A 23,154-nucleotide genomic window follows, 5' to 3' on the forward strand; every position below is an offset into this window, starting at 1 on the left:
GGCCCTACTTGATCTTCAGTCCCTTCAGGACGTCACCCAGCCCGCCTTTGCCCAGCTGCTTGTCGATCTGCTTCTGGATCTGCTTCTCGGCTTCTTGCTTGGCGAGGTCGGCGGCCATCGCGCCGAACTCCAGCTTCCAGGAGATGTTGTCGAACGGACCGGTGAGGTGCACCGGCACCGTGAGGCCGTTGAGGTCGGCGAGTTCCTTGCCTTCCTGTCCTTTCGAGGTGCCGACGATCGTCGCCTTGGCCAGGTAGTCGATGCGGCTGTTCACCAGGTCGATGTTGCCGGCTCCGCTCGCACGCAGGAAGGGCGACTTGGCCGACAGGTCGTCGTTGCGCGCGACGCCGTTGACGATCTTGAAGCTCGCCGTCATCTCGGAGAAATCGGTCTTCTCGCTGGCGTTGGCGCCGACCACCGCGTCCTGCTTGCCGGCGATCATCGACTTGGCCTGGCGCACCGACTTGGCGAGGTTGATGCCCTTCACCGCGCCGTCGCGCAGCAGCATGCTGGCCGATCCGTTCAGCGACTGCGTCATCGCCGCCGCCGAGGTGCCGCCGCCCACGACGTGCAGGGCGATCGTCCCGCGGCCCTCCATCAGGTCTTTCTTCGCGTAGTCGCGCATCAACGGCCCGATATCGACGTTGCTGAAGGTCTGCTTCAGCTCGACGCGATTGCCGTCTGCCTGCGCGGCCAGCGCACCGGCCACCGTGCCGCCGTACAGATTGGCTGCCAGCGGGTTGACGTCGAGGCGGCCGCCGCGCACCGCGAGGTCGGCCTTGAAGTTGTTGAGCTTGATGTTGCGCGCCTGCAGGAAGCCCACGCGCAAGGCCCCTTTGAGGTCCAGTCCGCGCAGGAAGGAGAAGTCGATGGGCGCGGGCTTGGCCGGGGGCGCAGCAGCAGGCGCCGGCGTGCCCGGCTTGGCTGGCGCCGCTGCGACCTCGGCCGGGAAGTACCGGTCGAGGTTGAGGCGATCGGCGGACAAGTCGAAGCCGGCTGCCAGCGGCGAGAACTTGGCCACGTTGAATGTGGCCTGGATCGCGCTCTCCTCGAACTTGGTCGACAGGCGACCGGTGGCCTGCGACTTGCCCCAGTCGGCGCGAAGCGAGCCGTCCAGAGGCAGCTTGACCTGCTTGACCGGCATCTGCGGATGCGCGATATCGAGCTCGCCGCTCAGCTTGGACAACTCGACGACTTCGGCCTTCAGGTCAGCCTGCACGGGACCGCTGACGTTGCCCTTGGCCACGAGCGGGCCCTGGTTCAGGCTCCATTGCGCAGCCAGCTTGCCGATCTTCCATAGCGCGGCGGTGCCTTCCACCGCGGACAAGTCGAGCTTGGCATCCAGCTGCCGTTCCTTGCCGGACAGGCGCACGGTCGCGCTGGCGGTCTGGCCGCTGGTGCGTTCTTCCAGCAGCGCGAGGTGGGGCACATCGACTTTCGCATCCAGCGCGTCGTCCGCCATCTTGCCCTTGGCCGCGATGGCCAGGCCCTCGACCTGGATGCCGCCTTGGCCGCCGCCGACGCCCGCTTCCTTGGCCGCCAGCGCTGCGTCCAGGTCCCTGAAGTTCAGCGCGTCGCCCTTTATCTTGAGGTCGATCTTTTCCAGCGCGAACTGCTGGCGCGCAAGGTCGTAGCGGTAGTTGGCGTCGAGCTTCAATGTGGCATTGAGCTTGGGCTGCTCGGCGCCGGCCTTGAAGCTGAGGTTGAGCGGTCCGCCCGCGGCTTCGGACAGGCGCCCGGTCTTGAGGTTGAGGTCGGCGAGCTGGATGGTCCGGCCGGCCTTGTCGTCGCGGAAGCTCACGGCCGAATTGGTGAGCGATACGCCGGCAACGTCGAAGCGCACCGGCTCGGCCGGTGGCGTACCGCTCTCGGGCTTGGCTTGCGGCTCCTTGCCCTTGTCCGCCGACAGCAGGTCGTCGAAATTGAACTTGCCGTCCTTGCCCCGCACGATCCGGGCCCGCAGGCCGTCCAGTTCGACGCGGTCGACCACCACCTGGCGCGACAGCAAGGGCATCAGCCGCACCGAGACGCGGGCTTTCTCGACCGTGGCGAACTCCTGCGGCGAGCTGCGTTCGCTCAGGCTCGCCTTGCCCAGCTTGACGCCGATGGAAGGGTAGAACGATAGCGCCAGGTCGCCGTCGAGCTTCAGCGTGCGCTGCTTCTGTTCCTGGACAGTCTGGACCAGCTTCTGCTTGACCCAAGCCGCATCGAAGCGCGCGGCGGCCACGCCAATTGCAATCGCGGCCAGCACCAGAACGCCGAGCACGGCGAATGCGATGTATTTCACTGCTTTCATGGATGCAAATTGTCGCTCGCCCGCGCTTGCGTGCTTGCAGTTTGCTGCCGCCGGGTTGGACCAAGGGGCAATTGCGGGCGCAGTCCACGGTGGAGACCATCGTTCGCTCTGACTCTGCCGCTTTGGCAACTGGGCCATCCATGACAATCACCGCCTCCCTGGCCGGTCGCGCACGGCTGAACCGCGCTTTGCTCGTGGCTTGCATGGCCGCCGGCCTGGGTGCGGCCCAGGCCCAGACCGCGCCGCCGGCCGACCGCTGGAGCTACGCCGTCACGCCTTACATCTGGCTGCCCGGCTTCGACGGCACGCTGAAGTACGCGCTGCCGCCCGGCACCGGCAGCCCCGACGTGTCGGTGAATGAGAACCGAGTGCTCGATGCCATCGATGCCTTCTTCATGATTTCGGGCGAGGCGCGCCGGGGCCGGCTGTCCTTCTTTGGCGACTACATCTACCTGAAGCTGTCGTCATCGAAGAGCGACATCCGTTCAATCGACTTCAATGCCGGCGCCCCGGTGAACCCCCTGAGCACGACGGTCAACCGGGAGACCTCCACCCGCATCGACGGCAACGTGCTGACCCTGGCGGGCGGCTATCAGATCTCCGGGACGCCCGACGCACCGTTCGACCTGATCGGAGGGGTCCGCTACTTTGGCGTCCAGACCCAGACGCAATGGAACTTTGCGGCGGCCGTCGCCGGGCCGGGCCCGGGTCAGAGCTTCGCCGCGGCGGGAACGGTGTCACGCAACGCCGACCTCTGGGATGCCATCGTCGGCGCGCGCGGGCGCGCTCGGATCGCGGACCGCTGGTTCGTGCCGATCTACCTGGACGTGGGCGCGGGCTCGTCCAAGCTCACCTGGCAGGCGCTCGTCGGCATCGGCTACAGCTTCGGCTGGGGTGATATCTCACTGTCGGGCCGGACCCTGTTCTACGACCAGGATGACAACAAGCTGCTGCAGGACTTCAAGTTCAGCGGCGGCATGCTGGGGGCGACCTTCCGTTTCTGAATATGCATGGGGCGCCGCTGCTGGCGCCGCTAACCCTGCTGTCAATACGGCGGATGGACGACGACGTACTGGGGGCCCTGAGGCATGTACCAGGTGGCGCCGCATTGCTGGTAGACCATGCCGCCGTAGCTGACTGGAACGCAACCTGCCGGGACCGCCGCCACCATCGAGCCGACAGCGGCGGCCGTCACGGCGACCGTACCTGCGACGACGGCTGTCGCGGCGACCGGATGGTCCCAGCCGCCGCAGCGAGGGCTGCAGTCCACGTCGACGTTGACGTTTCTCTGCACGTTGACGTTGTTCACGCTCGTGTTGCGGACGTCCGTGCTGCGCGCATCGACCCTGTTGTGGCTGGCCTGGGCGCCGCCGCCGGCACGGGCACCGGCGGCTCCTCCGCCGCCGCCGCCGCCGCCACCACCAGCGCGACGCTGGGCTTCAGCGGCAGGCGTCATGAGAAAGCTCGCCAGAACGAGCGCAGCCCACGAAGCCGCAGTCAGCTTGCCGATTGACTTGTTCATCTCGCACCCCTCTACTTGGCCTTGCGCTGAACCATCTCGATCTTCTTCGCCCCGTTGGGCGGGGTGAACTTGAATATCGGGTCCTCGAAAGCCGGCTTCAGGTTCCAGTTGAACAGGGAGACCGACGCCGGACGGGCTTCGTCGCCGCGATTGGTGATCACGACCTTGCGCGGGAGCCGCTTGTCCCCCGCAGTGATCCAGATCTGCCAGTCGAGCTTGCCCTGGCGGAAGGCGTAGTGATCGCAGGTGTCCTTGCCTACGAGTTCCTGTCCGGCGAACATCGCCGACTCGATCTGGTCGAGCGGGGCGGCCGGCGTGCCCCAGCGGAAGAGGTCGGCCATCGGCATCTCCACGCCGTACTTCTCTTCCAGCCTGTCGATCAACTCACCGATACTGCCGGCAAACTCGACGCTGGAGTAGTACTTCTGTTGGGGCGCATAGAGGGTGACGGTCTTGCCGTCATAGAAGAGCTCGCGTTCGGCCCGTGCGCTGGAGATCTTGGCGCGCAGCATTCCGGGACGAACGACCTGCAGGTCCGCCCTGGCTGTGTGCTGCAGCTTCTGACCGTCCCGCAGGACGCGCTCGCCGGTGGCTTCGGTCGAAACCCGGAAGCGCTTCAGCGTCTGCAGATAGGCGCCCATGTCCTTCAGGGCCTGAACGGACGCCGGATCGACGGCGGTCGCGCTTGGCTGTGACGCAGCTGGCTGCGGCGCGCCCGGCGCCGGGGTCTGCGCGCGGGCGGCAGGCGCCGACAGTGATGCCGCCAGCATGACGATTGGCAGGATGTTTCGGCCCATTGGGAACTCCGAAGATGAGACAGGTGACCGGTGCGACGGCGGCTCCGAGGCGGAGACTGTACGTATGACCGGGCCGGGGCATATTGGACCTTGGTCCATTGCGCGCTCCCTTCCCGGCGGTTCAACTGCACTTGCGCCATTTGCCACGCAGGCCCGGGCGGCGACAAGCTGTTGCAGGACTTCAGCTTCAGCGGTGGCGTGCCGGGAGCGGCCTGTCGCTTCTGAAACTGATCAACTGAAAGGGCCTTCGGGCCAGGGAACACCATGAACCAATCGATTCGCCAGATCTCCGTCGTGATCGCCGCCATGGCCGCTTGCGCGTCGGCGCCGGGCGCGTACGCGCAAGCGGCAGCGCCGGCCGCCTCCGCCACATCGGTACCGGTGCGCATCGGCGGCGAGCGCGTTACCGTCGCGGGCCAGGTGACGGACATCAATACCGACAAGCGTGAGGTGACGCTTCGCACCGACGAAGGCCGCGAACTGAAATTCGGGGTCGACCCCTCGCTGAAGCTGGAAAAGGTGAAGGTGGGCGACCGCGTCGAAATGGAATACCTGGTGGCCGTCGCCCTGGCGCTGAAGAAAGGCGGCGGCGAGGACCGCCAGAAGGTCGAGCAACAAGCCCAGGTCGAGAATCCCGCAGGCGGTCCGGCGGGCGGTGCTCGCGCCCGCAGGACCACCCTGGTGGCCGACGTGCTGTCGGTCGACCGTGACCAGGGGACGGTGCGCCTGCGCGGTCCGGAGGGCCGCATCGTGGACGCAAAGGTCGACAAGTCGCGGCTGGAGGAAGTGCGGGCCGGCGACCAGGTCATCGCCGTAGTCGACGAGGCGCTGGCCGTGGACATCCATTCTCCCTCGGCCATGGGCGCGGCGCCCGCTGCGAGCGGCGCCAGCAGCCCGAGCCGGTGAGCAGGCGAATGGCTCGATCTCAGGGCTTGCCGAGGAACAGGTAGAAGGAGTGGAAGCCGCGTGAGGCGCGGCCATAGCCGAGGTAGAACGGGCCGAGCGGTGTGTCGACGGCGATGTACAGCGCGCCCGAGTACAGCGTGCCCTGCTCGTTGTTGGGAAGAAGCGGCTGGCCGACACGCCCGACCTCCAGCGATGCGCCGGCGTACACCCCGTCCAGCAGGCTCCACCTGACCAGCCGGTTGGTGTAGACCAGCCGCGCGAACCGCAGGTTCTCGCCCAGAAGGGCGCCGGTCGGATAGCCCGATTGCTGCAGGAACCCGCCCCACTGGAACATGCGCTCCGGCGGCAGAGGGTGGGTGCCCAAGCGCTCGCCGAGACGGAAGGCCAACTGGAAGGTGTGGTCGCCGAAGGTCTTGGCCCCGATGCCGCTGGCCTCGACGCGTGCGAACGACGCGTCGCTGCCCATCTCCTGCGAGGCGCCGATCACCTCCAGGGAGCCGGCATAGCCGGCCTGCGGGAAGCTCACGTTGTCGAGTTGGTCCACCAAGGTGAACCAGCGCAAGCCCGCGTGCGTGAACGTGTCGGGCGAGGGGGTGAATTGCGGCGGGCCGGTGTCCAGCGAAGAGGTGATCCTCCTGTAGAACAGGCCGAGCCGGGTTTCACCGTAGCGTGTGAACTGCGCACCCAGGTCCACACCCACGAGGGGGCCGTGCGTGTCGAAGGTGGCGATGCGCTGGTCAGCCTGGAACAAATCGAAGGTGCGCCGCTCGAACGCGGCGCGCGGCTCGATAAACAGGCCGGAGCCGCCGGCCTGCAGTGGCTGGTAGAACGACGTCATGAGCAGGTTGGTGCGGCCGAACTGCACATCATTGCGCCATTCGCCCCCCAGGCTGTTCAGCCAGGTGCGGCGGTGGCTGGCCAGGACATTGAAGAACGCGTCGCCGCTGAAGTCGGAGGTCAGCCCCAGGCCCAGGCGCACGTAGTCGGGGCCCCAGGACTTCTCCACCGCGTCGACCGACAGGATGCGCCGCCCTGGCTCTTCGAGCAGCTTGTAGCTGACGTGCTCGAAGTCGCCTGTGCCGTACAGCCGACGCATGTCCTTGTCGAGGACCTGCTGCTGGATCGGCTGGCCCGGCTGCGTTTCCATCACTGACTGCGCCACGACCGGATTGACGCGCCTGAGGTTTTCGAACCGGATCTCGTCCACCGCCACGGCCGCGTCTGGCGGTACGGCGCCGCGCCGCGCATCCCAGGCGGCGAAAGCCTGCGGCGACACGGAATACTTGGCGAGCTGGTCGGCCACCGCGCGCGCGGCGGCTTCGCCTATTGGTACCGTCTGGGGCAGGTGGTCGAAGTCTCCGGCCGAGAAGTCGCCCAACTGGGGCAGGATCAGGATGTCCGTGGGCTTGAGGCTCGCCAGCGAAGCCTGCACGTTCTGCTCGGTCAGGATGTTGACCATCTGCCCGGTCACGCCCAGCACGGAATTGAGCTGCTCTTCGCGCATGAGCGGGGTGCCCAGGTTCACCGCGATCACGACCTCGGCGCCCATCGCACGCGCGACGTCCACCGGCAGGTTGTTGGTCAGGCCGCCGTCGACCAGCAACTTGCCCTGCAGCCGCACCGGCTCGATCGCACCGGGGACCGACATGCTCGCCCGCATGGCCGCGGCCAGTTCGCCCTCGCCGATGACGAACGGCTTGCCGGTGACCAGGTCGGTCGCCACGGCACGATAGGGGATGGGCAACCGGTCGAACACCTGGTAGCCGCGGACCTTGGCCAGCTCGCGCAGCACCGCTTCCAGTTGCACGCCCGACACCAGGCCCTTGGGCAGCAGCACCCCCTCCTTGCCGACGCCGAATTCGAAGGAAGACAGGTTGGTGACGTCGTCGCGCTTGAGGTGGACCGAGCGCTCCTCGCGCGGCGGAAGGTCCCTGAAGAGCAGGCGGGTGGACAGCTCGGCGAGCATCTGCTCCATCTCGGGAATCGTGGCGCCCGAGGCGTAGGCCGCGCCGACGATGGAGCCCATGCTGGTGCCGGTGACGCAATCGACCGGCACGCGCATTTCCTGCAGCACCCTGAGCACGCCCACGTGCGCGGCGCCGCGCGCGCCGCCGCCCGACAACACCAGACAGATCTTGGGCCGGCCGGGAATCAGGCCGGCTGCAGGGACGCTTGCCGAGGCGGGTGCCGCAGGGGGAGTGGCCTGGGCCCGCGCCGGACCGGCCAGCATAGCCGCAACAAGGCCGGCGGCGCCGGCAAGCAGCGGGGCCACGACGGTGCGGGAAGCAAATCTCATCGGGGGCTTTGCGCGCACTCGCTGTGCCTCCAATCACGGAGGGCATGGTGGGCGCGATTGCTCCCTGGTCCTATTGGACAAAGGGCCAATGGACGAGAGGCGAAGCGTAAGTGCCGGTTTTTTCCAACTCCTCGACTGCTGCGCGGTCGTGAAGGTGAGCAAGATCAGCGACCTGCTCCTGCCCGTCCACCAATCGCGCGATCCCGCGCAGCCTTTAGATGGCGCGGCGAAGTTCCAAAGTGATGCCGATGCCAGCGCGAAAATGCGCTCGGCGCCGAGAACCCGAGCAGTACCGAAATCTCGGCCAGTGGCCGGGAGCCGTCCTCGAGGTAGCGTGCGGTCAACTCGCCACGGATGCGATCGACGAGTTCGCTGAAGGTCACGCCCTCGGCACCGAGGCGCCGCGCCACCGTACGGCGGTCCATGCCCAGGTGCTGCGCCACCGTTTCGACGCGGCAGTGTCCGCGTGGCAACAGCAGCACGATCAGCTGGCGCACGCGCGCGGCCATCGTCATGGCGTGCCCCCTCTTCTCCAGCAGTTGCCGCGTATAGCGGGCCATCACCGGATCGGCGCCGGGGTTGGGCGCGTCCAGGTCGGCAGCGTTGCAGACGATGCCGTTGAACTCGTGGCCGAACTCCACTGCGCGGCCGAAGACCCGCTGGTGCATGGCGAGGTTTGGCGGTGCACGATGCGAGAAGCAAACCAGCCTGGGTTGCCAGCTCGCGCCCAGGAACACGCTAAGCACTCGGAATGCAACTCCGACCGCCAGTTCGATTCCCTGCCGGGCCGACTCGTCCCCGGCATCGAGCTCAACACGGACGATGACCAGCGGCCCGTTCTGTTCCACACCAACGGCCACCGCCTCGTTTTGCACGTGGGCGTGGCGGATCAACGCTTCCAGGGCACTGTGCAGCGTCGGTTCGTCGCGGACCAGCAGGCCCAGCGGGCCCAGGTTGGAAAGCTGCCGCGACTCGACCATACGCAAGGCGAAGGCAGGGTCCCTCGCTTGGACCGCCGCCATCTCGAGCAGCCGGGCCACACCGCGCGCCGGGATCTTCAGGTCGGGATCGCCCAGGCAACGTGAGGGCAGGCCCGCCGCGGCCACCAGGGCCCGGGCATCGAGGCCGCACGACGCAGCCACTTGACTGAAGTGCGTCAGGCTGGCGCTGCGGACGAGTGCTGGGATCGAAGTGTTCGCCATGTCCCGAAATGTTAAGTAGATGTCCCGATTGGTCAAGCTCAAAAGCGGTGCGACCCCGAAGAATCGCGGCCATCGACGACCAAGCGAGGAAAGAATTGATGCCCCATCCGAAGGCAAGCGTTGCCACCCCGATGTGCGACAGCGTGCGCGAGATCGGCGAATGGAACCCCAACTGGGAGCCGTCCTACGAACTGGACCCTGCGTGGACCGAGAAATTCATGGTGATGGGGCTGTCGCCGATGCTCAAAGGCGTGCTCGACCCCAAGACGATCGAATTCATCGCCATCGCGGTCGACGCGTCGTGCACCCACATGTACGGCCCTGGTGTTCGCCGCCACATCCGCAAGGCGCTCGATCTCGGCGCAACGAAGGAAGAAATCACTGCCGTGCTGCAGATCACGAGCGTGCTCGGCATCCACACGATGAGCCTCGGCGCGCCGATCCTGCTCGAAGAAATCGCGGCCACCGAGGCCGCCGTTCCCGCCACCACCTGAAGCCAGCCGAAGGACCTGAACCATGCAATTCCTTGACGACTCCCTCCTGCCCGAGAACCAGCAGCCGCTGGTCATCCAGGTCGCCCCCTATGGTCCCGAGTTCCTGCCGGGCGATTCGGACGACATCCCCGTCACGATAGCCGAGCAGGTGCAGAAGGCCGTGGACTGCTGGAACGCGGGCGCCACGGTGTTGCACGTGCACGTGCGCGAGGCCGACGGCAAAGGTTCCAAGCGCCTGTCCATGTTCAACGAGATGCTGGCGCGGCTGCGCGAGGCGGTGCCGCAGATGCTGCTGCAGGTCGGCGGCTCGATCTCTTTCGCGCCCGAGGGCGAAGGTGCGGAGGCCAAGTGGCTCAATGACGACACGCGCCATATGCTGGCCGAGCTCGATCCGAAGCCCGACCAGGTGACGCTCGCGATCAACACCAACCAGATGAACATATGCGAGCTGATGAGCGCCGATGACGTGGCCGGCACCTCGCTGGCCCAACCCGCCTATCAGCAGGCGTACCGCGAGATGACGATCCCGTCGGGTCCGGCCTTCGTCGCTGAGCACCTCAAGCGCCTGCAGGCCACCGGGATCCAGCCGCACTTCATGCTCGGCGACGTGGGCCAGCTCGAGACCGTCGAACGCCTGATCCGTCGCGGTGCCTACACCGGCCCGCTGGTCCTCAACTGGGTGGCCATTGGCGGCGGCTCCGACGGCCCGAACCCGCGCAACATGATGGAGTTCATCAACCGCTGCCCCGAAAACGCGGTGCTGAGCATCGAGGGCCTCATGCGCAACGTGCTGCCACTGAACACCATGGCCATTGCCATGGGGCTGCACGTGCGCGTCGGCATCGAGGACAACCTCTGGGGCAGGAAGGGCCAGCGCATCACCAGCGCGCAGCAGATCGAGCAGATGGTGCGCATTTCGCGCGAACTTCACCGCGACGTCGCCACCGGCGAGCAGGCCAGGAAGATCTACCGCATCGGCGAGCACTACCGCAGTGCCGACGAGACCCTGGCCAAGCTCGGCTACGCACCCAACCGCCAGTCCATCGAGCGCGGTGCCACGCTGCGCCACGTGGCCTGATCCGAACCGGTTCGGTCCACATCACACCTATTGGAGACAAATTCTTGACTCGTCACCACTTCCGCCGCCACTTTGTCAACGTCCTCGGCGCCGCCGCGCTCGGCCTGGCACTGACCCCGTTCGCCTCGTTGGCGCAGTCCTGGCCCACCAAGCCCGTGCGCATCGTCATCGGCGCACCGGCCGGAGGCACTTCCGACATCTTCGCCCGCGTGCTCGCCGACGGCATGCAGAAGGAATGGGGCCAGCCGGTGATCGTCGATGCCAAGCCCGGCGGCGCCGGCACGATCGGCGTGAACGAGCTGGTTCACGCTCCCGCCGACGGCCACACGCTGTACGTCGCAGCCAACGCCGCCGTTACCGAGGTCCCGCACGTGATCAGGGTGCGCTACGACCCATTCAAGGACCTGAAGCCGCTGGTAGACCTGGGCGGCACCGGCCTGGTGTTCGTCGGCAGCGCATCGCTCACTGCAACGAACGTCGCCGAGGTCGTCTCCTATGTCAAAGCCAACCCCGGCAAGGTGAGCTACGCTTCGTACAGCGCGGGCACGATCTCGCACACGATGGGGCTGGCGCTGAACAAGGCCGCCGGCATCGACTTGTCGCACGTGCCCTACAAGGGCTCGCCGCCGGCGCTGCAGGACGTGATCGGGGGTCATGTCCCGTTGATGTTCGATGGCCCGGCGACTTCGATCCCGATGATCAAGGCCGGCAGGATCAAGGCCTTCGCGGTCAGCGGCCCGAAGCGCAACCCGGCGCTGCCCGACGTGCCGACCTTTGCCGAGCAGGGCTACCCATCGATCGACGACGTGGCTTCGATGGTCCTGTGGATCAGGCCCGACGTGCCGGAGGTGGTGCAGGCCAGGATCCGCGAGGCCGCGCTGAAGGTGCTGGCTCAGCCGGCGGCCAAGGCACGGCTGCTCGATTTCGGGTTCGACCAGGGCAGCGGCGCCGCACCGGAGGCGCTGTCCCGGGCCTTGCGCACCGCTTACGACAAGCAGGGCGCGACGCTGCGCGCCCTCGGCGTGAAGCCCCAGGACCTGGGCAGTTGACCGACTGATTGATATCGTTTTGCGGAGCACATCAACGATGAGCATATCTACACACGCGCGCGCCGGCCGCCTCAAAGGCCGGGTCGCGCTGGTCACCGGTGCCGGGCCCGGCCTCGGTGGCGCGATCGCCGTGGCCATGGCGCGAGAGGGGGCGCGGCTCGTGCTGTGCGACATCGACCCCGAGGCGCTTGCCGCCACCGAAGCACAACTCGCGGCGCTCGGCGCCGAGTACCTGGCGCTGCGCTGCGACGTGTCCGACAGCGCCGCGGTCGGCGCGATGTTTGCGCAGGCCGCCGGTCGCTTCGGCACGGTCGACATCCTGGTCAACAACGCCGCGCGTGTTCCCAACAAGCCGGCCGAGGAGGCGCGGCGCAATCTGCACTATGAGTACGTGACGACGCCGGTGCCGCGCCGGTCGCTCGGGATCGTCTCGTCGCTGTCGGACGACGACTGGCTCAAGTGGTGGGGCGTCAACATGCACGGCGTGTTCTATTGCACCCGCGCCGCGCTGCGCCTGATGGAGCCGCAGCGCTCGGGCAAGATCGTCAACATCGCCTCGATCGCGGGCCTCGGCACCGGGAGCACGCATAGCCCGGGCTATTCGGCGACCAAGGCCGGCGTGATCAGCCTGACCAAGACGACAGCGCTCGACGTCGCAGGCGCCAACATCTATGTCAACGCGATCGCCTGCGGGGGCGTGCTGACACCTCCGTTGAAGGACTATCTCGCACGCGCCACCGACGAACAAAGGAACCGTCTCTACCAGATGATGCCGCTGGGGCGCATCGGCAAGCCCGAGGAATACGCCTCGCTCGCCGTGTACCTGGCGTCTGATGAGCACTACCTTGTCGGTCAGGTCATCAGCCCGAACGGCGGCCTTGTGATCTGATGAGTGCCGTGAATGGCCAAAGGACGCTGCAGCCGGTGCTGATCTCGTCGCTGCGCCGAAGCAGCCATGCCCGCTACTGCACGGGCGTTGCCAGGTCCTCTTCCACGAAGCGAAGCAGTGCTTCCAGCAGCGCTTCACGCGGGTAGGCGTTCTGGGTGACGAAGAGGGAGCCGACGGTCGTGTGCGCGCGCGCGATGGGCACCGCCAGCGCCCAGTGGTCGGCGTTGACGTAGCCGACGAGGACGCTGTCCGGGATGACCTGGTCGTAGAAGATCACCTGGCTGTCGTTGCGGGAGTCGATCTGCGCCAGCTTGCCGTAACTGCCCTTGAGAATCGAAGAGATGCGTTCCGGCTGGGGGAAGGTGACCAGCGAGTAGTAGCGCACCTCGCGCGGCAAGGGATTCTGCGCCAGCCACTTCATCCGAACCGCGGGGCGCAGGGCCTCGACGGCTCCGCCATCGCCCGACTTGCAGGCGGCGCCCGGAAAGTGCCGCAGCAGGTCCGCCTGGTACTGTGTGGCGTCGTTGGCGAGCGCCGAGCCCGCCACGGCGCCGGCGGCGCTGACCACGGCCGCCACCCGGCTGCGGATCTCCGGATAGCTGACGACCGCCTGGAGGATGTCGGGGGCGCCCTTCGAATAGCCGACCAGCACCACGCGCGGTTGACCCGGTTCCTGCGGGATCGCCATCACCGCGTCGCGGATCTGCCGGGCGTTGGTCTCTGTGCCCGACAGTGCATCGACCTGCACCCACACCGCGTCATAGCCGAACTGGGTCACATGCAACTTTCCGGCGCTGGGGTTTTGCAGCCATCGCTCGAAGCATTCGTAGCCGATGCCGGGGACGCCGGCGGCGACCAGCCGCCGCTTCGACGGGCCAAGGTCCACCGGCTTGCTGGTGCCGGGAGGCTCGGTGCCCACGCGCGTCAGCGCCTCGTCGCAGGGCCGCACGTCGGGAAGGTCCTTTCGCGCCTGCAGCACGGCGCAGTAGATCTCGCGGAAGCGCCCGCGCTTGTCCTGGACCCCCGCCTTGGAGGCCGGAACGCGTGCCAGCGGCGGCGTGTCCGCCGAGTAGGGGACCAGTGGCTCCGTCGAGCAGGCGCCCAGTCCGAGTGCGAGGCATGCAAGCGCGATGGCAGGTTTGAACTGGGACATGTCAGAAGCTGTAGTAGTAGCGCCAGTCGAACACCATCCGCAGGCCGAGGGACCACACGGTGTGCAAGTCCGGTGTCGCGGCGCCCACGGGAAAGACGGTTGACGCCTTTCGCGGCACATCGGCTCCGGCGAACAGCTGGAACACGACCGACGAACTCTGGTTGGACGAGAAGGATCGATACGGCCGGTACTCGAAGATCGGGAGGTCGTAGGAGATCGACTGGAAATTGACGACACGCGCCTGCGACGAAGGATCGGTGCGTGGCACAATGAGCTGGTCCTTGTCGTCCAGCCCATAAAGCGTGACGCCCAGTTCGCGCCCGAGCACGAACTGGAAGCGGCCGATCCCCGTGGCCCACCCGCTTTGCCATGGAATCAATCCGCCGTTGCCGGCCGTGACCGCCATCTTCCCGTAGGTCTGCTTGTCGAAGAAGTACATCGGGGACAACAGCAGCAGGTCACCCGGGACCAGATAGAAGGGCATGCGAAACCGCAGGGACAAGCCCATGCGGGCCGGGGTGGCCGCGCTGAGGTTGCCGCCGGCCGACCCGGGGAAGTTCTCCCTGAAGCGGTTGGTGGAAGGCCCGTCGGCGCGCACGCCGAGGGATGCGTACACCAGGCCGTCACCCGCCTCGCTGATCACGCCGTCGAGCCCGAAGCCGGTACGAAAGGACAGGTCCACCCCGCCGATCGCGCCGCGGCTCGATTGCAGGTTCGAAAAACCGCCGTCGACAACGCGACCGTCGATCCCTCCGGCCAAACCCACGAACGGCCCCACTTCGCTGCGAAAACGCGGCATGGCGCCGAAGCCCGGGCCCAAGCCCGGCACCGGGGTGTCCGTGAGCGTCGCCGCGAAGAACTGCCGCTGGTTCTGTTGCACCCGGAGGCCCGGATCACGCTCCGGCAGCTTGTTGTTGCGGCACACATCGAATCCATCAGGTGCGATAGGCGCCGCCGGCGTGTGGCCGAAGGCAGCGCCGCCCTGCCGGTTGGAAGCGACATCCAGCACCTGTTCGAGGCTGGTTCGTACCGTCTTGGCCGCGAACTGGGCATCTTCCTCGCGCATGTAAGCATCGCCCATCAGCACGACGGACCGGCTACCACCAGCCCAGGTGAACACCTCCAGGCCGTTTTGGTTGTAGTAGTCGTGCGTTCCCTGCCGCTGTGATCGATCGCCCCACGTACCGGAAATGTGGCCGGCGGCGAAAGCATCCTGCAGGAAGTGCAGCGCGAATGCCTCGTCGGCCAGCATGGCACGGGCCAGCGCAGCCCGCTCGGTGCCCGAGAGTTGCGGCTCCGCGGCCAGGCGGCTGGCCTTCTGCAGGGCACTGAGATGGAAATACGTGTAGATGCCGATCGCGCTGACTTCCGAGCCCACGCGCAGCGTCAGGGCGGCGTAGTCGCCGATGGCCGTGTCGGTGTCCGGCCGCGCGAGCAGGAAATGGGCGTGGTTCGATCCTGCGCGCGTCACGTACTCCGGGTCGGCGCGCTGCAGGCGGATGTCGGCGGTGCGCAGCGCGTTGACGCGTTGCGCGCGCGCTGCCTGGCTGGCGATGCGGCGCTGGGCGTCGCTCACGACGTCAGCGGCTTTTTCCATGGCCTCCGGGCTGGGCGTCACGGGGATGCGCGCCAGGTCTTCCTTCAGCTGCGCGGCGACGTCCGCTACCTGCAGGATCCAGGGCGCGCTTCGCGCCGTCTCGAACATGTCGCGGCTGGAGCATGAATGATCGCCCGCGATGGCGCTCAAGGCGGCCCAGTCGATGCACGAGGGCGCGGTGCCCTGTTCGCCGTCGGCACCGGTAGCGCACAGCCGTTGCTCGTCACCCGCGCGCGCCAGCTGCCACAGCCGGTCGAAGACGGCCCGGCGGTCGTCGTCCAGCCGCTGCACGGCGAGCAGTGCCAGATACCTGTGCTCGGGATAGACCCAACTCTGCACGGCGAAAGGCATCGCGCCAAGGACCAGCACGGCGAGCAGGCGCGGCAGCAGCTTCGCGACGAGCATCGGTCTCATGGCTCAGGTCCTGTGCATGGGAACGGCGTGCGCAGATCAAACCACAAGCTGCGCACTTTTACGTCATCGATGTACCGCGTGTTGGACCAAGGTCCAATACCGGGCGCGGCCAGGCTCAACTACGGTCAATGTCATTCATAAGGAGAGTTCAGCATGAGCCAGATCAATCGGCGTACTGCGGTGGCTGCTTCGTTGGCGGCATGTGGCTGGGCGTGGGTCCAGCCGGCATGGGCCGACGAATACGACGACACCATTGCCCTGTTCAAGAAGGCCGACGAGACAGGCAAGTTCTTCGGCAATGCCTACGGTTATGCGGTCTTTCCGAAGATCCTGAAGGGTGCGATCGGGATCGGCGGCGCTCGCGGCGAGGGCCGCGTCTATGAGAAGGGGAAGGTCATCGGTGACTCGACCATGACCCAGCTCTCGATCGGGTTCGCGCTGGGCGGTGAAGGCTTCGCCGAGATGATCTTCTTCGAGAACAAGGCCGCGCTGGACAAGTTCACATCCGGCAATTTCGAGTTCAGTGCCGAAGCGTCGGCCGTGGCCATCACGGCCGGCGCGGGCGCCAAGGCGGGCACCCAGGGCGCCGGCGCCGGAGCCAGCGTCACCAAGGAGAAGGCCGCAGCCACGGCCGCCTACAACAACGGCATGGCGATCTTCACCATCATCCGTGGCGGCCTGATGTACGACATCTCGCTGCAGGGACAGAAGTACTCGTACAAGAAGCGCTGATCACCTGCGCCTGGCGCGCCGCCGCGAGACGATCAGCGCCAGCAGCATTCCGAGGATCAGCCCGGCTCCGCCCATCGCCAGCGCTTCGCCGCCGATGGCGAAGGTCGCGGGCGGGGGCACAGGCTGCGGCGCTGACAGCGCCTGCCAGTCCTGCGCGCTGAACTGCGTCATGCGCGCCGCTTCCGGCAATCCGTAGACGCAGAGCTCACCGCCGGGCAGCTTGCAAAAGTGCTCGGCCGGGCACTGCGTGAGGATCTCCTGGACGGCGCCTTCACCACACTTGGCGCCGGCACTGCGCAGCACCTGCAGCGTGACCTCGGGGTGCTTGGTCAGCTGTTCTGGCATCGGCTTGCGGGACGGCTGGAGGAGGCGTTCAGCCCGGAATCCGGTCGTTCGCCTTCGGTGTGGTTTCGTTCCGCTTGCCGGTCCAAGATGGGCGGCGCACGCTGCGCAGCATGAGCCTGAGCGCGTGGCGGTTCAGGGGCTTTTCGATGAACTTGTGGAAAGGCCAGGCCGCAACCAGCGGGAACGTGGCCAGCAGCACCGCAGCCCCCCACGCATTCTGCTTGAGGCCGTCAGGCGCCAGTTTCCATGCGACGGAAAAGAGCAGGCCGTGAATCAGGTACAGCGAATAGGAGGCGTCGCCCAACTTTTTGAAGCCGGACAGCAGGTGCCCCAGGTGGCGCAGCGCCGGCTCGACAAGCAGGGCGCCTAACACCAGGAGGACCGCGCCGGCGCCCCAGCCTGCCAGGCGGGAATAACCCAGTTCCTGCGAGATGCCATCTTTGAAGAAGTGGAGTGACGCAACGGAGAGCGCGACACCGGCAATCGGGAGGGCTGGGATGCCCTGAATCCGGGCCAGAACGCGCGGTTGGCAGAACACATGGGCGATAACCACGCCGGCGCAAAACTCCAGCGTGATCGGCGCCAGCAATTGGAGCCACGAATTCAGAAGTGACACGCCGCTCGCGGAAACAGCCGTACCCAAGCCCAGGATGATCAGCGCTGCGAGGAGGCTTTGATGGCGTTTAGCCAACAGAAGGCTGAGCGCGAGAACGGAATAGAAGGTCATCTCGAAATGGAGAGTCCAACCTTGGGCAATCAGGGGGCGGATATAGCCCGACTCATCGAATACCGGGACGAAGAACAAGGACTTCAGCCAGATCGCCGGCGTGGTCGTGAATGTTGCGAAGGCCGACGGAACGGCCACGGTAGCGACGAACAGTACCGTGCTGATCAGCCAATAGATCGGAAGAATGCGCGCGAGCCGCCGCAGGAAGAAGTCCAGAGCTTGGGTGTCCTTGCCGACCGTCGCGGCATGCATCACGAATCCGCTGATCACGAAGAAGACATCCACGCCTGCCGCGCCGGACTCCAGCACGTAGGGAGGAGCCTCGGCGCGCGCGGCGAGGTACTGCGGCACATGATGCAGGACGACGGCAAAGGCGGCGAGGCCCCTCAAGATCTGAATCGCAACCCAGCTATCCGTCTGAGGCGAACCGGCATGGATCGACTGGGGCATCAGATGTTTCATGTTCCCTTTTGCACCGTGGCGGACGAGCCGCTGACGTGAACCTAGCGTAGCGCATTTGCAGCTCAGCCTGGCCGACATTCGAAGAGGCAGGGGTGCTCGTGCGGCTTCGTTTCATACCGTGTTCGCCTTGCTGGCGGTGTTCCGCCTTGTTGCCTTGCTGAGCTTGCGGCGCTGCGGACCAGCAGGACAGCCCACGCCCACGACAAAGCGAACATACTCATCGCCGCGCACCTCGTTCGTCCCCGAATCCGACATAGCTCTCAAATGGGAATCCGCTTCCGTCATCGGTTGCTGCACGCCTTCATGGGCCTCGCCATGGCGAGCGTCACGCCGTTCGCGGGAGCGGCCGATCCCATCGTGGTCGGATCCAAGCGATTCACCGAAAGCTATGTGCTTGGCGAGCTGACGCGGCAGGTGCTGGCCGACGCGGGCATCACGGCAAGGCACCGCCAGGGGCTGGGCAACACGGCGGTCATGGAGCAGGCGCTTTCCAACGGCAGCATCCAGCTCTATCCCGAGTACACCGGCACCATCGTGCGCGAGCTGCTGAAGAGGACGGACGCTCCGGCTGCGCCTTCGCTCGAGCAGATCAACGAGTGGCTGGCACCGCGCGGGCTGAAGGCCGCGGTGCCGCTGGGCTTCAATAACAGCTACGCCCTGGCGATGCGCGAGGACGACGCGAAGCGCCTGGGCATCGAATCGATCTCGGACCTGGCGCGCACCCAGGCGCGCTTGCGCATGGGTCTGTCGCACGAGTTCCTGGTGCGCGCGGACGGCTGGCCGGCGCTGCAGCGCGCCTATGCCTTGCCGTTTGCGCCGGGCAGCGGCCTGGATCATGGCCTGGCGTACCAGGCGCTGGCGCGCAAGCAGGTTGACGTGGTCGATGCCTACACGACCGATGCGCAGATCGCGCGGCTGCGGCTGCGTGTGCTGCGCGACGACCGCAACTTCTTTCCGCGCTACGACGCGGTGCTGCTGATGCGCGCCTCGGTCGACGAGCGTCCTCTGGCGGCCGCGCTGGCCGGCCGGATCAACGATGAGGCCATGCGCGCGATGAACGGCGAAGTGGAGATCGACGGACGCTCGTTCGACGCGGTGGCACGCGAGTTCCTGGTGCGCAGCAAGGCTGCCGCCATGTCCGCGCCGACGGCGTCGGCTGTGACGGCGGTGACGGCGGCAGTGGGCCAGAGCTTCATGCAGCGGCTGCTGGCGCCGGACCTGCCGCGGCTGCTGCGAGAGCACCTGACGCTGGTGTTCGCGTCGCTCGCCATCGCCATCGCCATCGGCGTGCCGGCTGGCGTGTTGGCGCACCGCCAACCGCGCCTGGCGCCCGGGCTGATGGCGGTGGTGGGCATGGCGCAGACCGTGCCTTCGCTCGCGCTGCTGGCCTTCCTGATCGCGATCGTGGGCACCATCGGCTTCGTGCCGGCGCTGCTGGCCTTGTCGGTCTACGCCTTGCTGCCGATCGTGCGTAACACGCATGCGGGCTTGTCCTCGCTGCCCGAAGGCATGCGTCATGCGGGCCTGGCCCTGGGCATGCGCGACGGCCAGGTGCTGCGCAGCATCGAGTTGCCGCTGGCCGCGCCGACCATCTTCGCCGGCATCAAGACCGCGGCGGTGTTGAACGTGGGCGTGGCCACGGTGGCCACCTTCATCGGCGCCGGCGGGCTGGGCGAGCGCATCGTGGCGGGGCTGGCGGTGAACGACACGGCGTTCATGCTGGCCGGCGCGGTGCCTGCCGCAGTGCTGGCGCTGCTCACGCAATGGGTCTTCGACGCGCTCGAGCACTGGCTGCGGCGCGGCCGCGCGGGGCGCTCCGGTTCAGGGCCCGAGCCGTGAGCCCTTGGCCCGTCGATGCACCGGTGCCGCGGCGGGGCGCTGGCCGACGTTCTCCACCCACAGGGCAGCCGCGCCCGCGCTCGCGAGCGCCAGCGCCGCGCTGACGACCATGATCCAGCGGTAACCCGCGACGAAGGCTTCGTGCACGGCGGCCTGCGCCTGTTGCGCGCCGGGTGAGCCGGCCGGCAGTTCGATCGCCGCGAGGCGGTCGCGCTGCTGCCAGACCGCGGCGGCCACCTCCTCGGGCAGGCCCGCGGTGGCCGCCCGCAGCCGCGGCTCGAACACCGCCGCCATCAACGCGCCGAAGACGGCGATCGCCAGCACGCCGGCCACGCGCGACAGGGCATTGTTCACCCCGGAGGCGGTGCCGATCGCATCGGCGTCCACCGAATTCATCACGGTGGTGGTGAGCGGCGCAACGGCGATCGCCATGCCCAGGCCGAGGATGGCGACACCGGGGAGGAAGCCGGTCCAGTAGCTGGCGGCGGTGCCCGGCAGGGCCAGCAGGGCGAAGCCCGCCGCCGCGATCAGGGGCCCGACGATCAGCGGGCGGCGCGCGCCCTGCCGGTCCACCAGGCCGCCTGCCCAGCGCGACAGCGCGAACATGATCAGGATGAAGGGCAGCAGCGCGGCACCGGCCGCGGTGGCCGACAGGCCCTGCACCTGGATCAGGTTGAGCGGCAGGAAGAACAGGCCGCCGCCGAGGGCCGCATACAACAGCAGCGTCAGCAGGTTGGCGCCGGCGAAATTGCGCCGGCGCAGCAGCTCGAAAGGCAGCATGGGCACGCGCTGGGCGCGTTCGACCACCACGAACGCGACCAGCGCGGCCACGCCGATCGCCGCGGCGATCACGACCGCAGGCGCGTTCCAGCCGCGCGAGGGCGCCTCGACGAAGAAGAACACCAGCCCGCCGAGGCCGAGCGTGGCGAGCAGGGCGCCGGGCACGTCGAGCGGCCCGGTGGCCTCGCCGTGCCGGCTCTCGGGCACGCGCAGCCAGCTGATGGCGAGCACGATGGCTGCCAGCGGCAGGTTGATCGCAAAGGCCCAGGCCCAGGAAAGCCGGTCGATCAGGTAGCCGCCGAGCAGCGGCCCGAGCGCGGAGGTGATTCCGCTGAACGCCGCCCAGGTGCCGAAAGCGCGCCCGCGTTCGTCCTCCGGGAAAGCGGCGCTGATCAGGGCCAGGCTGCCGGGCACCAGCAGCGCACCGCCCACGCCCTGCACCGCGCGCGCGGCAATCAGTTGCTGCACGTTTTGCGACAAGGCGCAGGCCAGCGAGGCGAGGGCGAAGATGGCCACCCCGATCAGGAACACGCGCCGGCGCCCCAGCCGGTCCCCCAGCGCGCCGCCCACCAGCAGCAATGCCGCGAGCAGCAGCGCATAGGACTCGACCACCCACTGCGCCTGGTACACCGAAGCGCCCAGCTCGCGCTGGATCGCCGGAAGGGCGACGTTGACGATGGTGCCGTCGACGAAGGCCAGGCTGGAGCCGAGGATGGAGGCCGCCAGCACCCAGCGCTTTTGCGATGCGCTGCAAGGCGTTTCCTGATCGCCATGCCGGACCGAAGCTTCGTCGCAGGGAAGACGCGAGGTGGTGGTCATGCCAACGGGAGCCCAGATTCAGCGCGCGGGTTCCTGGCCATCATAGGTGTCAAAAGGCCGGCGTCGCGGCGCAGGCGCTGCGCGCGAAAAGCCATCCGGCATCCATTTGCAAGCGGCTGAACCGGTAACGACGGGCGCGTCTGCTTACAACTCATCCCTGTTCGGACAGGAGTTGTGCACGAAATCCGCCTTCGATACCGCTTGAAACGCCGAACTCAGCAACCGCGGGCAGCTCGAGCTCTACCATTGCCAGCTCTTCTGTTCATGGGCGGCTGCGGCCGTCTCTCGCCCTCCCTCCCATGCCTCATCAAAACAAATCTCTTGCTTCAGCTGCGCCCGCCTTCAACGGTACCCGGTTCCGGAAGTCCCTGATCATCCCGGCGCTGTTTGCCGCTGTGCTGGCCGGCTGCGGCGGCGGGGGCGGGGGCGGAAGCACGGAGACCCAGCTGCCCGTGACCGGGGAAGCGTCGTCGGTGACGGCGGCGCCGAGCCCCGCGCCTTCGAGTCCCGCTGCCGCACCGAGTCCGGCCCCCGCGCCGAGCGCCGCAGCTCCGAGCCCTGCGGCGCAGGCCGGGTCGCTGATCTTCGGCGTCAACACGCACACCGGCTCGGATGCGAACAGCAACAGCCAGCGCGCCGAGATCATGAAGGAGCGCAACTTCAAGAGTTCCCGCATGGACCTGTGGGCCGGCGACATGAATGCCTTCCGCGACCAGGTCAACAAGATCCGCGCCAACGGCGGCAAGGTCGAAGTGGCGCTGCAGGTGTCCTTCCAGTGGGACAGTAGCTGCAGCCCGGACCTCGCCGGGATCGAGCAACGCGCCTACAACGACACCGCGACGCTGGTCAACCAGACCAAGGACATCGTCTACGACTACGAGCTGCTCAACGAAGTGCAGCTGCGCCCGGAAATCCAGCGCGAAGTGCCCTGGAACAGCGCCGGCAGCTCCACCGCGCCCTACCAGGGCAAGCCCTGCGTGGCCTCGCTCACCGCGGCGCTCAAGGGCATGTCGCGCGCCATCCAGGACATCCGCGCCAGCTCGGGCCTGCCGCTGAAGGTGATCATGGGCGCGCTGGGCCGCGACTGGGGCCTGATGACCCACCTGCGCAACAACGGCGTGCAGTGGGACATCACCGGCTGGCACGTGTATCCGCGCCAGGAGCAGGCCAGCCTGCTGAACGACACCTGGTACGGCGCTGGCGGCCCGCTCGCCCAGCTCGCTTCCTTCGGCAAGCCGGTTCGCATCAACGAGTTCCACTGCGGTGAGATCTACGACGGCGCCTACGAGAACCAGGCCGGCATGGCGACGACCGAGAAGTGCCTGAAGGGCCTGACGCGGCACCTGAAGGAGCTGCGCACCCAGACCATCGCCAACATCGAGTCGATCCACCTGTACGAACTGCTGGATGAGCCCGGGAAGTCGGCGCCGGAGAGCCGTTTCGGCCTGATGTACAGCCTGTCGCAGCCCAAGGTCCACCTGTACCTGGCCAGCGCGTTTGCCGGCGGCAGCCTGACCGCGGCCGAGCGCAATGAGCTCACCAGCCGAGGCCTGCTGACCAACGCCGAGATCGACGCGATGCAGGTCGCGCCCTAAGCCTGCCCCTAGGTCTTTCCAGTGTCCCCGGGCGGAAGCATCGCCCGAATTCCCCGCTTCGCCATGCCCGCTCGACATACCTCGCTTGCTGCAACCGTGCCCGCCGTGACCGCCCCAGCAAGCGGCCGCGAGTTGAGGAACCGCAAATTGCTGATCATCTCG

19 protein-coding genes are annotated in these 23,154 nt (G+C 67.3%); 9 read left to right on the forward strand and 10 right to left on the reverse strand.

Going from position 1 to position 23,154, the window contains the following annotated elements; all coding sequences use genetic code 11:
* Positions 1 to 4: 4 nt before the first annotated feature.
* Complete coding sequence (locus UC35_RS18040; RefSeq protein ID WP_061502130.1) at positions 5 to 2,296, reverse strand: AsmA family protein; 2,292 nt, start codon at positions 2,294 to 2,296, stop codon at positions 5 to 7.
* Between the two features lie 140 nt (positions 2,297 to 2,436).
* Between UC35_RS18040 and UC35_RS18045 the strand changes: the two genes are divergently transcribed.
* A complete protein-coding gene (locus tag UC35_RS18045; RefSeq protein WP_061502132.1) occupies positions 2,437 to 3,300 on the forward strand; it encodes a hypothetical protein in 864 nt (287 codons plus the stop codon).
* A 41-nt stretch (positions 3,301 to 3,341) separates the two neighbouring features.
* Here the strand turns inward: UC35_RS18045 and UC35_RS18050 are convergent, their stop codons facing one another.
* The gene (locus UC35_RS18050; protein WP_061502134.1) at positions 3,342 to 3,818 is read right to left on the reverse strand and encodes a hypothetical protein; all 477 of its coding nucleotides are present in this window, start codon (positions 3,816 to 3,818) and stop codon (positions 3,342 to 3,344) included.
* A gap of 11 nt (positions 3,819 to 3,829) precedes the next feature.
* Positions 3,830 to 4,615: a DUF2092 domain-containing protein gene (locus UC35_RS18055; protein ID WP_061502136.1), complete on the reverse strand. Its 786-nt coding sequence runs from the start codon at positions 4,613 to 4,615 to the stop codon at positions 3,830 to 3,832.
* Positions 4,616 to 4,879: 264 nt separating this feature from the next.
* Between UC35_RS18055 and UC35_RS18060 the strand changes: the two genes are divergently transcribed.
* Positions 4,880 to 5,521 carry a hypothetical protein gene (locus UC35_RS18060; protein WP_061502138.1) on the forward strand — a complete coding sequence of 214 codons (642 nt, stop codon included), beginning with the start codon at positions 4,880 to 4,882 and terminating at the stop codon, positions 5,519 to 5,521.
* A gap of 19 nt (positions 5,522 to 5,540) precedes the next feature.
* Here UC35_RS18060 and UC35_RS18065 read toward each other — a convergent pair whose 3' ends face one another.
* A complete protein-coding gene (locus UC35_RS18065; protein WP_061502140.1) occupies positions 5,541 to 7,817 on the reverse strand; it encodes a patatin-like phospholipase family protein in 2,277 nt (758 codons plus the stop codon).
* A gap of 164 nt (positions 7,818 to 7,981) precedes the next feature.
* A complete protein-coding gene (locus UC35_RS18070) occupies positions 7,982 to 9,019 on the reverse strand; it encodes an AraC family transcriptional regulator (protein WP_145979533.1) in 1,038 nt (345 codons plus the stop codon).
* Between the two features lie 98 nt (positions 9,020 to 9,117).
* On the opposite strand from UC35_RS18070, the gene UC35_RS18075 reads away from it, so the two are divergent.
* The 4 genes from UC35_RS18075 to UC35_RS18090 are packed head-to-tail and all read left to right on the forward strand — an operon-like array spanning position 9,118 to position 12,529.
* Positions 9,118 to 9,513: a carboxymuconolactone decarboxylase family protein gene (locus UC35_RS18075; RefSeq protein WP_061502142.1), complete on the forward strand. Its 396-nt coding sequence runs from the start codon at positions 9,118 to 9,120 to the stop codon at positions 9,511 to 9,513.
* Between the two features lie 22 nt (positions 9,514 to 9,535).
* On the forward strand, positions 9,536 to 10,591 hold the full coding sequence (locus tag UC35_RS18080; protein ID WP_061502143.1) for a 3-keto-5-aminohexanoate cleavage protein: 1,056 nt from the start codon (positions 9,536 to 9,538) through the stop codon (positions 10,589 to 10,591).
* 44 nt (positions 10,592 to 10,635) lie between these two features.
* The gene (locus UC35_RS18085) at positions 10,636 to 11,640 is read left to right on the forward strand and encodes a Bug family tripartite tricarboxylate transporter substrate binding protein (RefSeq protein ID WP_061502144.1); all 1,005 of its coding nucleotides are present in this window, start codon (positions 10,636 to 10,638) and stop codon (positions 11,638 to 11,640) included.
* Positions 11,641 to 11,677: 37 nt separating this feature from the next.
* Positions 11,678 to 12,529, forward strand: a complete 852-nt coding sequence (locus tag UC35_RS18090; RefSeq protein WP_061502145.1) for an SDR family NAD(P)-dependent oxidoreductase — start codon at positions 11,678 to 11,680, stop codon at positions 12,527 to 12,529.
* 73 nt (positions 12,530 to 12,602) lie between these two features.
* Here the strand turns inward: UC35_RS18090 and UC35_RS18095 are convergent, their stop codons facing one another.
* The gene (locus UC35_RS18095) at positions 12,603 to 13,682 is read right to left on the reverse strand and encodes a hypothetical protein (RefSeq protein ID WP_061502148.1); all 1,080 of its coding nucleotides are present in this window, start codon (positions 13,680 to 13,682) and stop codon (positions 12,603 to 12,605) included.
* A 1-nt stretch (position 13,683) separates the two neighbouring features.
* Positions 13,684 to 15,693 (reverse strand): hypothetical protein, encoded by a 2,010-nt coding sequence (locus UC35_RS18100; protein ID WP_145979534.1) that lies wholly within the window; start codon positions 15,691 to 15,693, stop codon positions 13,684 to 13,686.
* 153 nt (positions 15,694 to 15,846) lie between these two features.
* On the opposite strand from UC35_RS18100, the gene UC35_RS18105 reads away from it, so the two are divergent.
* Complete coding sequence (locus UC35_RS18105; protein WP_082793366.1) at positions 15,847 to 16,425, forward strand: YSC84-related protein; 579 nt, start codon at positions 15,847 to 15,849, stop codon at positions 16,423 to 16,425.
* On the opposite strand, the gene UC35_RS18110 is transcribed toward UC35_RS18105, so the two are convergent.
* A complete protein-coding gene (locus tag UC35_RS18110) occupies positions 16,426 to 16,770 on the reverse strand; it encodes a hypothetical protein (protein ID WP_061502151.1) in 345 nt (114 codons plus the stop codon).
* A 28-nt stretch (positions 16,771 to 16,798) separates the two neighbouring features.
* Positions 16,799 to 17,959, reverse strand: coding sequence for an acyltransferase family protein (locus UC35_RS18115; RefSeq protein ID WP_158513938.1), 1,161 nt, complete (start codon positions 17,957 to 17,959; stop codon positions 16,799 to 16,801).
* A gap of 264 nt (positions 17,960 to 18,223) precedes the next feature.
* Here UC35_RS18115 and UC35_RS18120 point away from each other — a divergent pair, with 264 nt between their 5' ends.
* Complete coding sequence (locus UC35_RS18120; RefSeq protein WP_227820372.1) at positions 18,224 to 19,798, forward strand: glycine betaine ABC transporter substrate-binding protein; 1,575 nt, start codon at positions 18,224 to 18,226, stop codon at positions 19,796 to 19,798.
* Here UC35_RS18120 and UC35_RS18125 read toward each other — a convergent pair.
* Positions 19,781 to 21,397: an MFS transporter gene (locus UC35_RS18125; RefSeq protein WP_061502155.1), complete on the reverse strand. Its 1,617-nt coding sequence runs from the start codon at positions 21,395 to 21,397 to the stop codon at positions 19,781 to 19,783. The genes UC35_RS18120 and UC35_RS18125 overlap by 18 nt on opposite strands.
* A 452-nt stretch (positions 21,398 to 21,849) precedes the next feature.
* Here UC35_RS18125 and UC35_RS18130 point away from each other — a divergent pair, with 452 nt between their 5' ends.
* A complete protein-coding gene (locus UC35_RS18130) occupies positions 21,850 to 22,992 on the forward strand; it encodes a hypothetical protein (RefSeq protein WP_158513939.1) in 1,143 nt (380 codons plus the stop codon).
* The last annotated feature ends 162 nt before the right edge of the window (positions 22,993 to 23,154 follow it).

The organism is Ramlibacter tataouinensis, from assembly GCF_001580455.1.
Lineage (GTDB): Bacteria > Pseudomonadota > Gammaproteobacteria > Burkholderiales > Burkholderiaceae_C > Ramlibacter > Ramlibacter tataouinensis_B.

What these genes read in the sequence shown, in the direction of transcription:
- UC35_RS18075 (WP_061502142.1), top strand. Translation starts at nt 9,118, where the DNA reads ATGCCCCATCCGAAGGCAAGCGTTGCCACCCCGATGTGCGACAGCGTG.
- UC35_RS18105 (WP_082793366.1), top strand. Translation starts at nt 15,847, where the DNA reads ATGAGCCAGATCAATCGGCGTACTGCGGTGGCTGCTTCGTTGGCGGCA.
- UC35_RS18070 (WP_145979533.1), bottom strand. Translation starts at nt 9,019, where the DNA reads ATGGCGAACACTTCGATCCCAGCACTCGTCCGCAGCGCCAGCCTGACG.
- UC35_RS18120 (WP_227820372.1), top strand. Translation starts at nt 18,224, where the DNA reads ATGGGAATCCGCTTCCGTCATCGGTTGCTGCACGCCTTCATGGGCCTC.
- UC35_RS18050 (WP_061502134.1), bottom strand. Translation starts at nt 3,818, where the DNA reads ATGAACAAGTCAATCGGCAAGCTGACTGCGGCTTCGTGGGCTGCGCTC.
- UC35_RS18095 (WP_061502148.1), bottom strand. Translation starts at nt 13,682, where the DNA reads ATGTCCCAGTTCAAACCTGCCATCGCGCTTGCATGCCTCGCACTCGGA.
- UC35_RS18055 (WP_061502136.1), bottom strand. Translation starts at nt 4,615, where the DNA reads ATGGGCCGAAACATCCTGCCAATCGTCATGCTGGCGGCATCACTGTCG.
- UC35_RS18045 (WP_061502132.1), top strand. Translation starts at nt 2,437, where the DNA reads ATGACAATCACCGCCTCCCTGGCCGGTCGCGCACGGCTGAACCGCGCT.
- UC35_RS18100 (WP_145979534.1), bottom strand. Translation starts at nt 15,693, where the DNA reads ATGAGACCGATGCTCGTCGCGAAGCTGCTGCCGCGCCTGCTCGCCGTG.
- UC35_RS18090 (WP_061502145.1), top strand. Translation starts at nt 11,678, where the DNA reads ATGAGCATATCTACACACGCGCGCGCCGGCCGCCTCAAAGGCCGGGTC.
- UC35_RS18125 (WP_061502155.1), bottom strand. Translation starts at nt 21,397, where the DNA reads ATGACCACCACCTCGCGTCTTCCCTGCGACGAAGCTTCGGTCCGGCAT.
- UC35_RS18115 (WP_158513938.1), bottom strand. Translation starts at nt 17,959, where the DNA reads ATGAAACATCTGATGCCCCAGTCGATCCATGCCGGTTCGCCTCAGACG.
- UC35_RS18110 (WP_061502151.1), bottom strand. Translation starts at nt 16,770, where the DNA reads ATGCCAGAACAGCTGACCAAGCACCCCGAGGTCACGCTGCAGGTGCTG.
- UC35_RS18040 (WP_061502130.1), bottom strand. Translation starts at nt 2,296, where the DNA reads ATGAAAGCAGTGAAATACATCGCATTCGCCGTGCTCGGCGTTCTGGTG.
- UC35_RS18080 (WP_061502143.1), top strand. Translation starts at nt 9,536, where the DNA reads ATGCAATTCCTTGACGACTCCCTCCTGCCCGAGAACCAGCAGCCGCTG.
- UC35_RS18060 (WP_061502138.1), top strand. Translation starts at nt 4,880, where the DNA reads ATGAACCAATCGATTCGCCAGATCTCCGTCGTGATCGCCGCCATGGCC.
- UC35_RS18065 (WP_061502140.1), bottom strand. Translation starts at nt 7,817, where the DNA reads ATGAGATTTGCTTCCCGCACCGTCGTGGCCCCGCTGCTTGCCGGCGCC.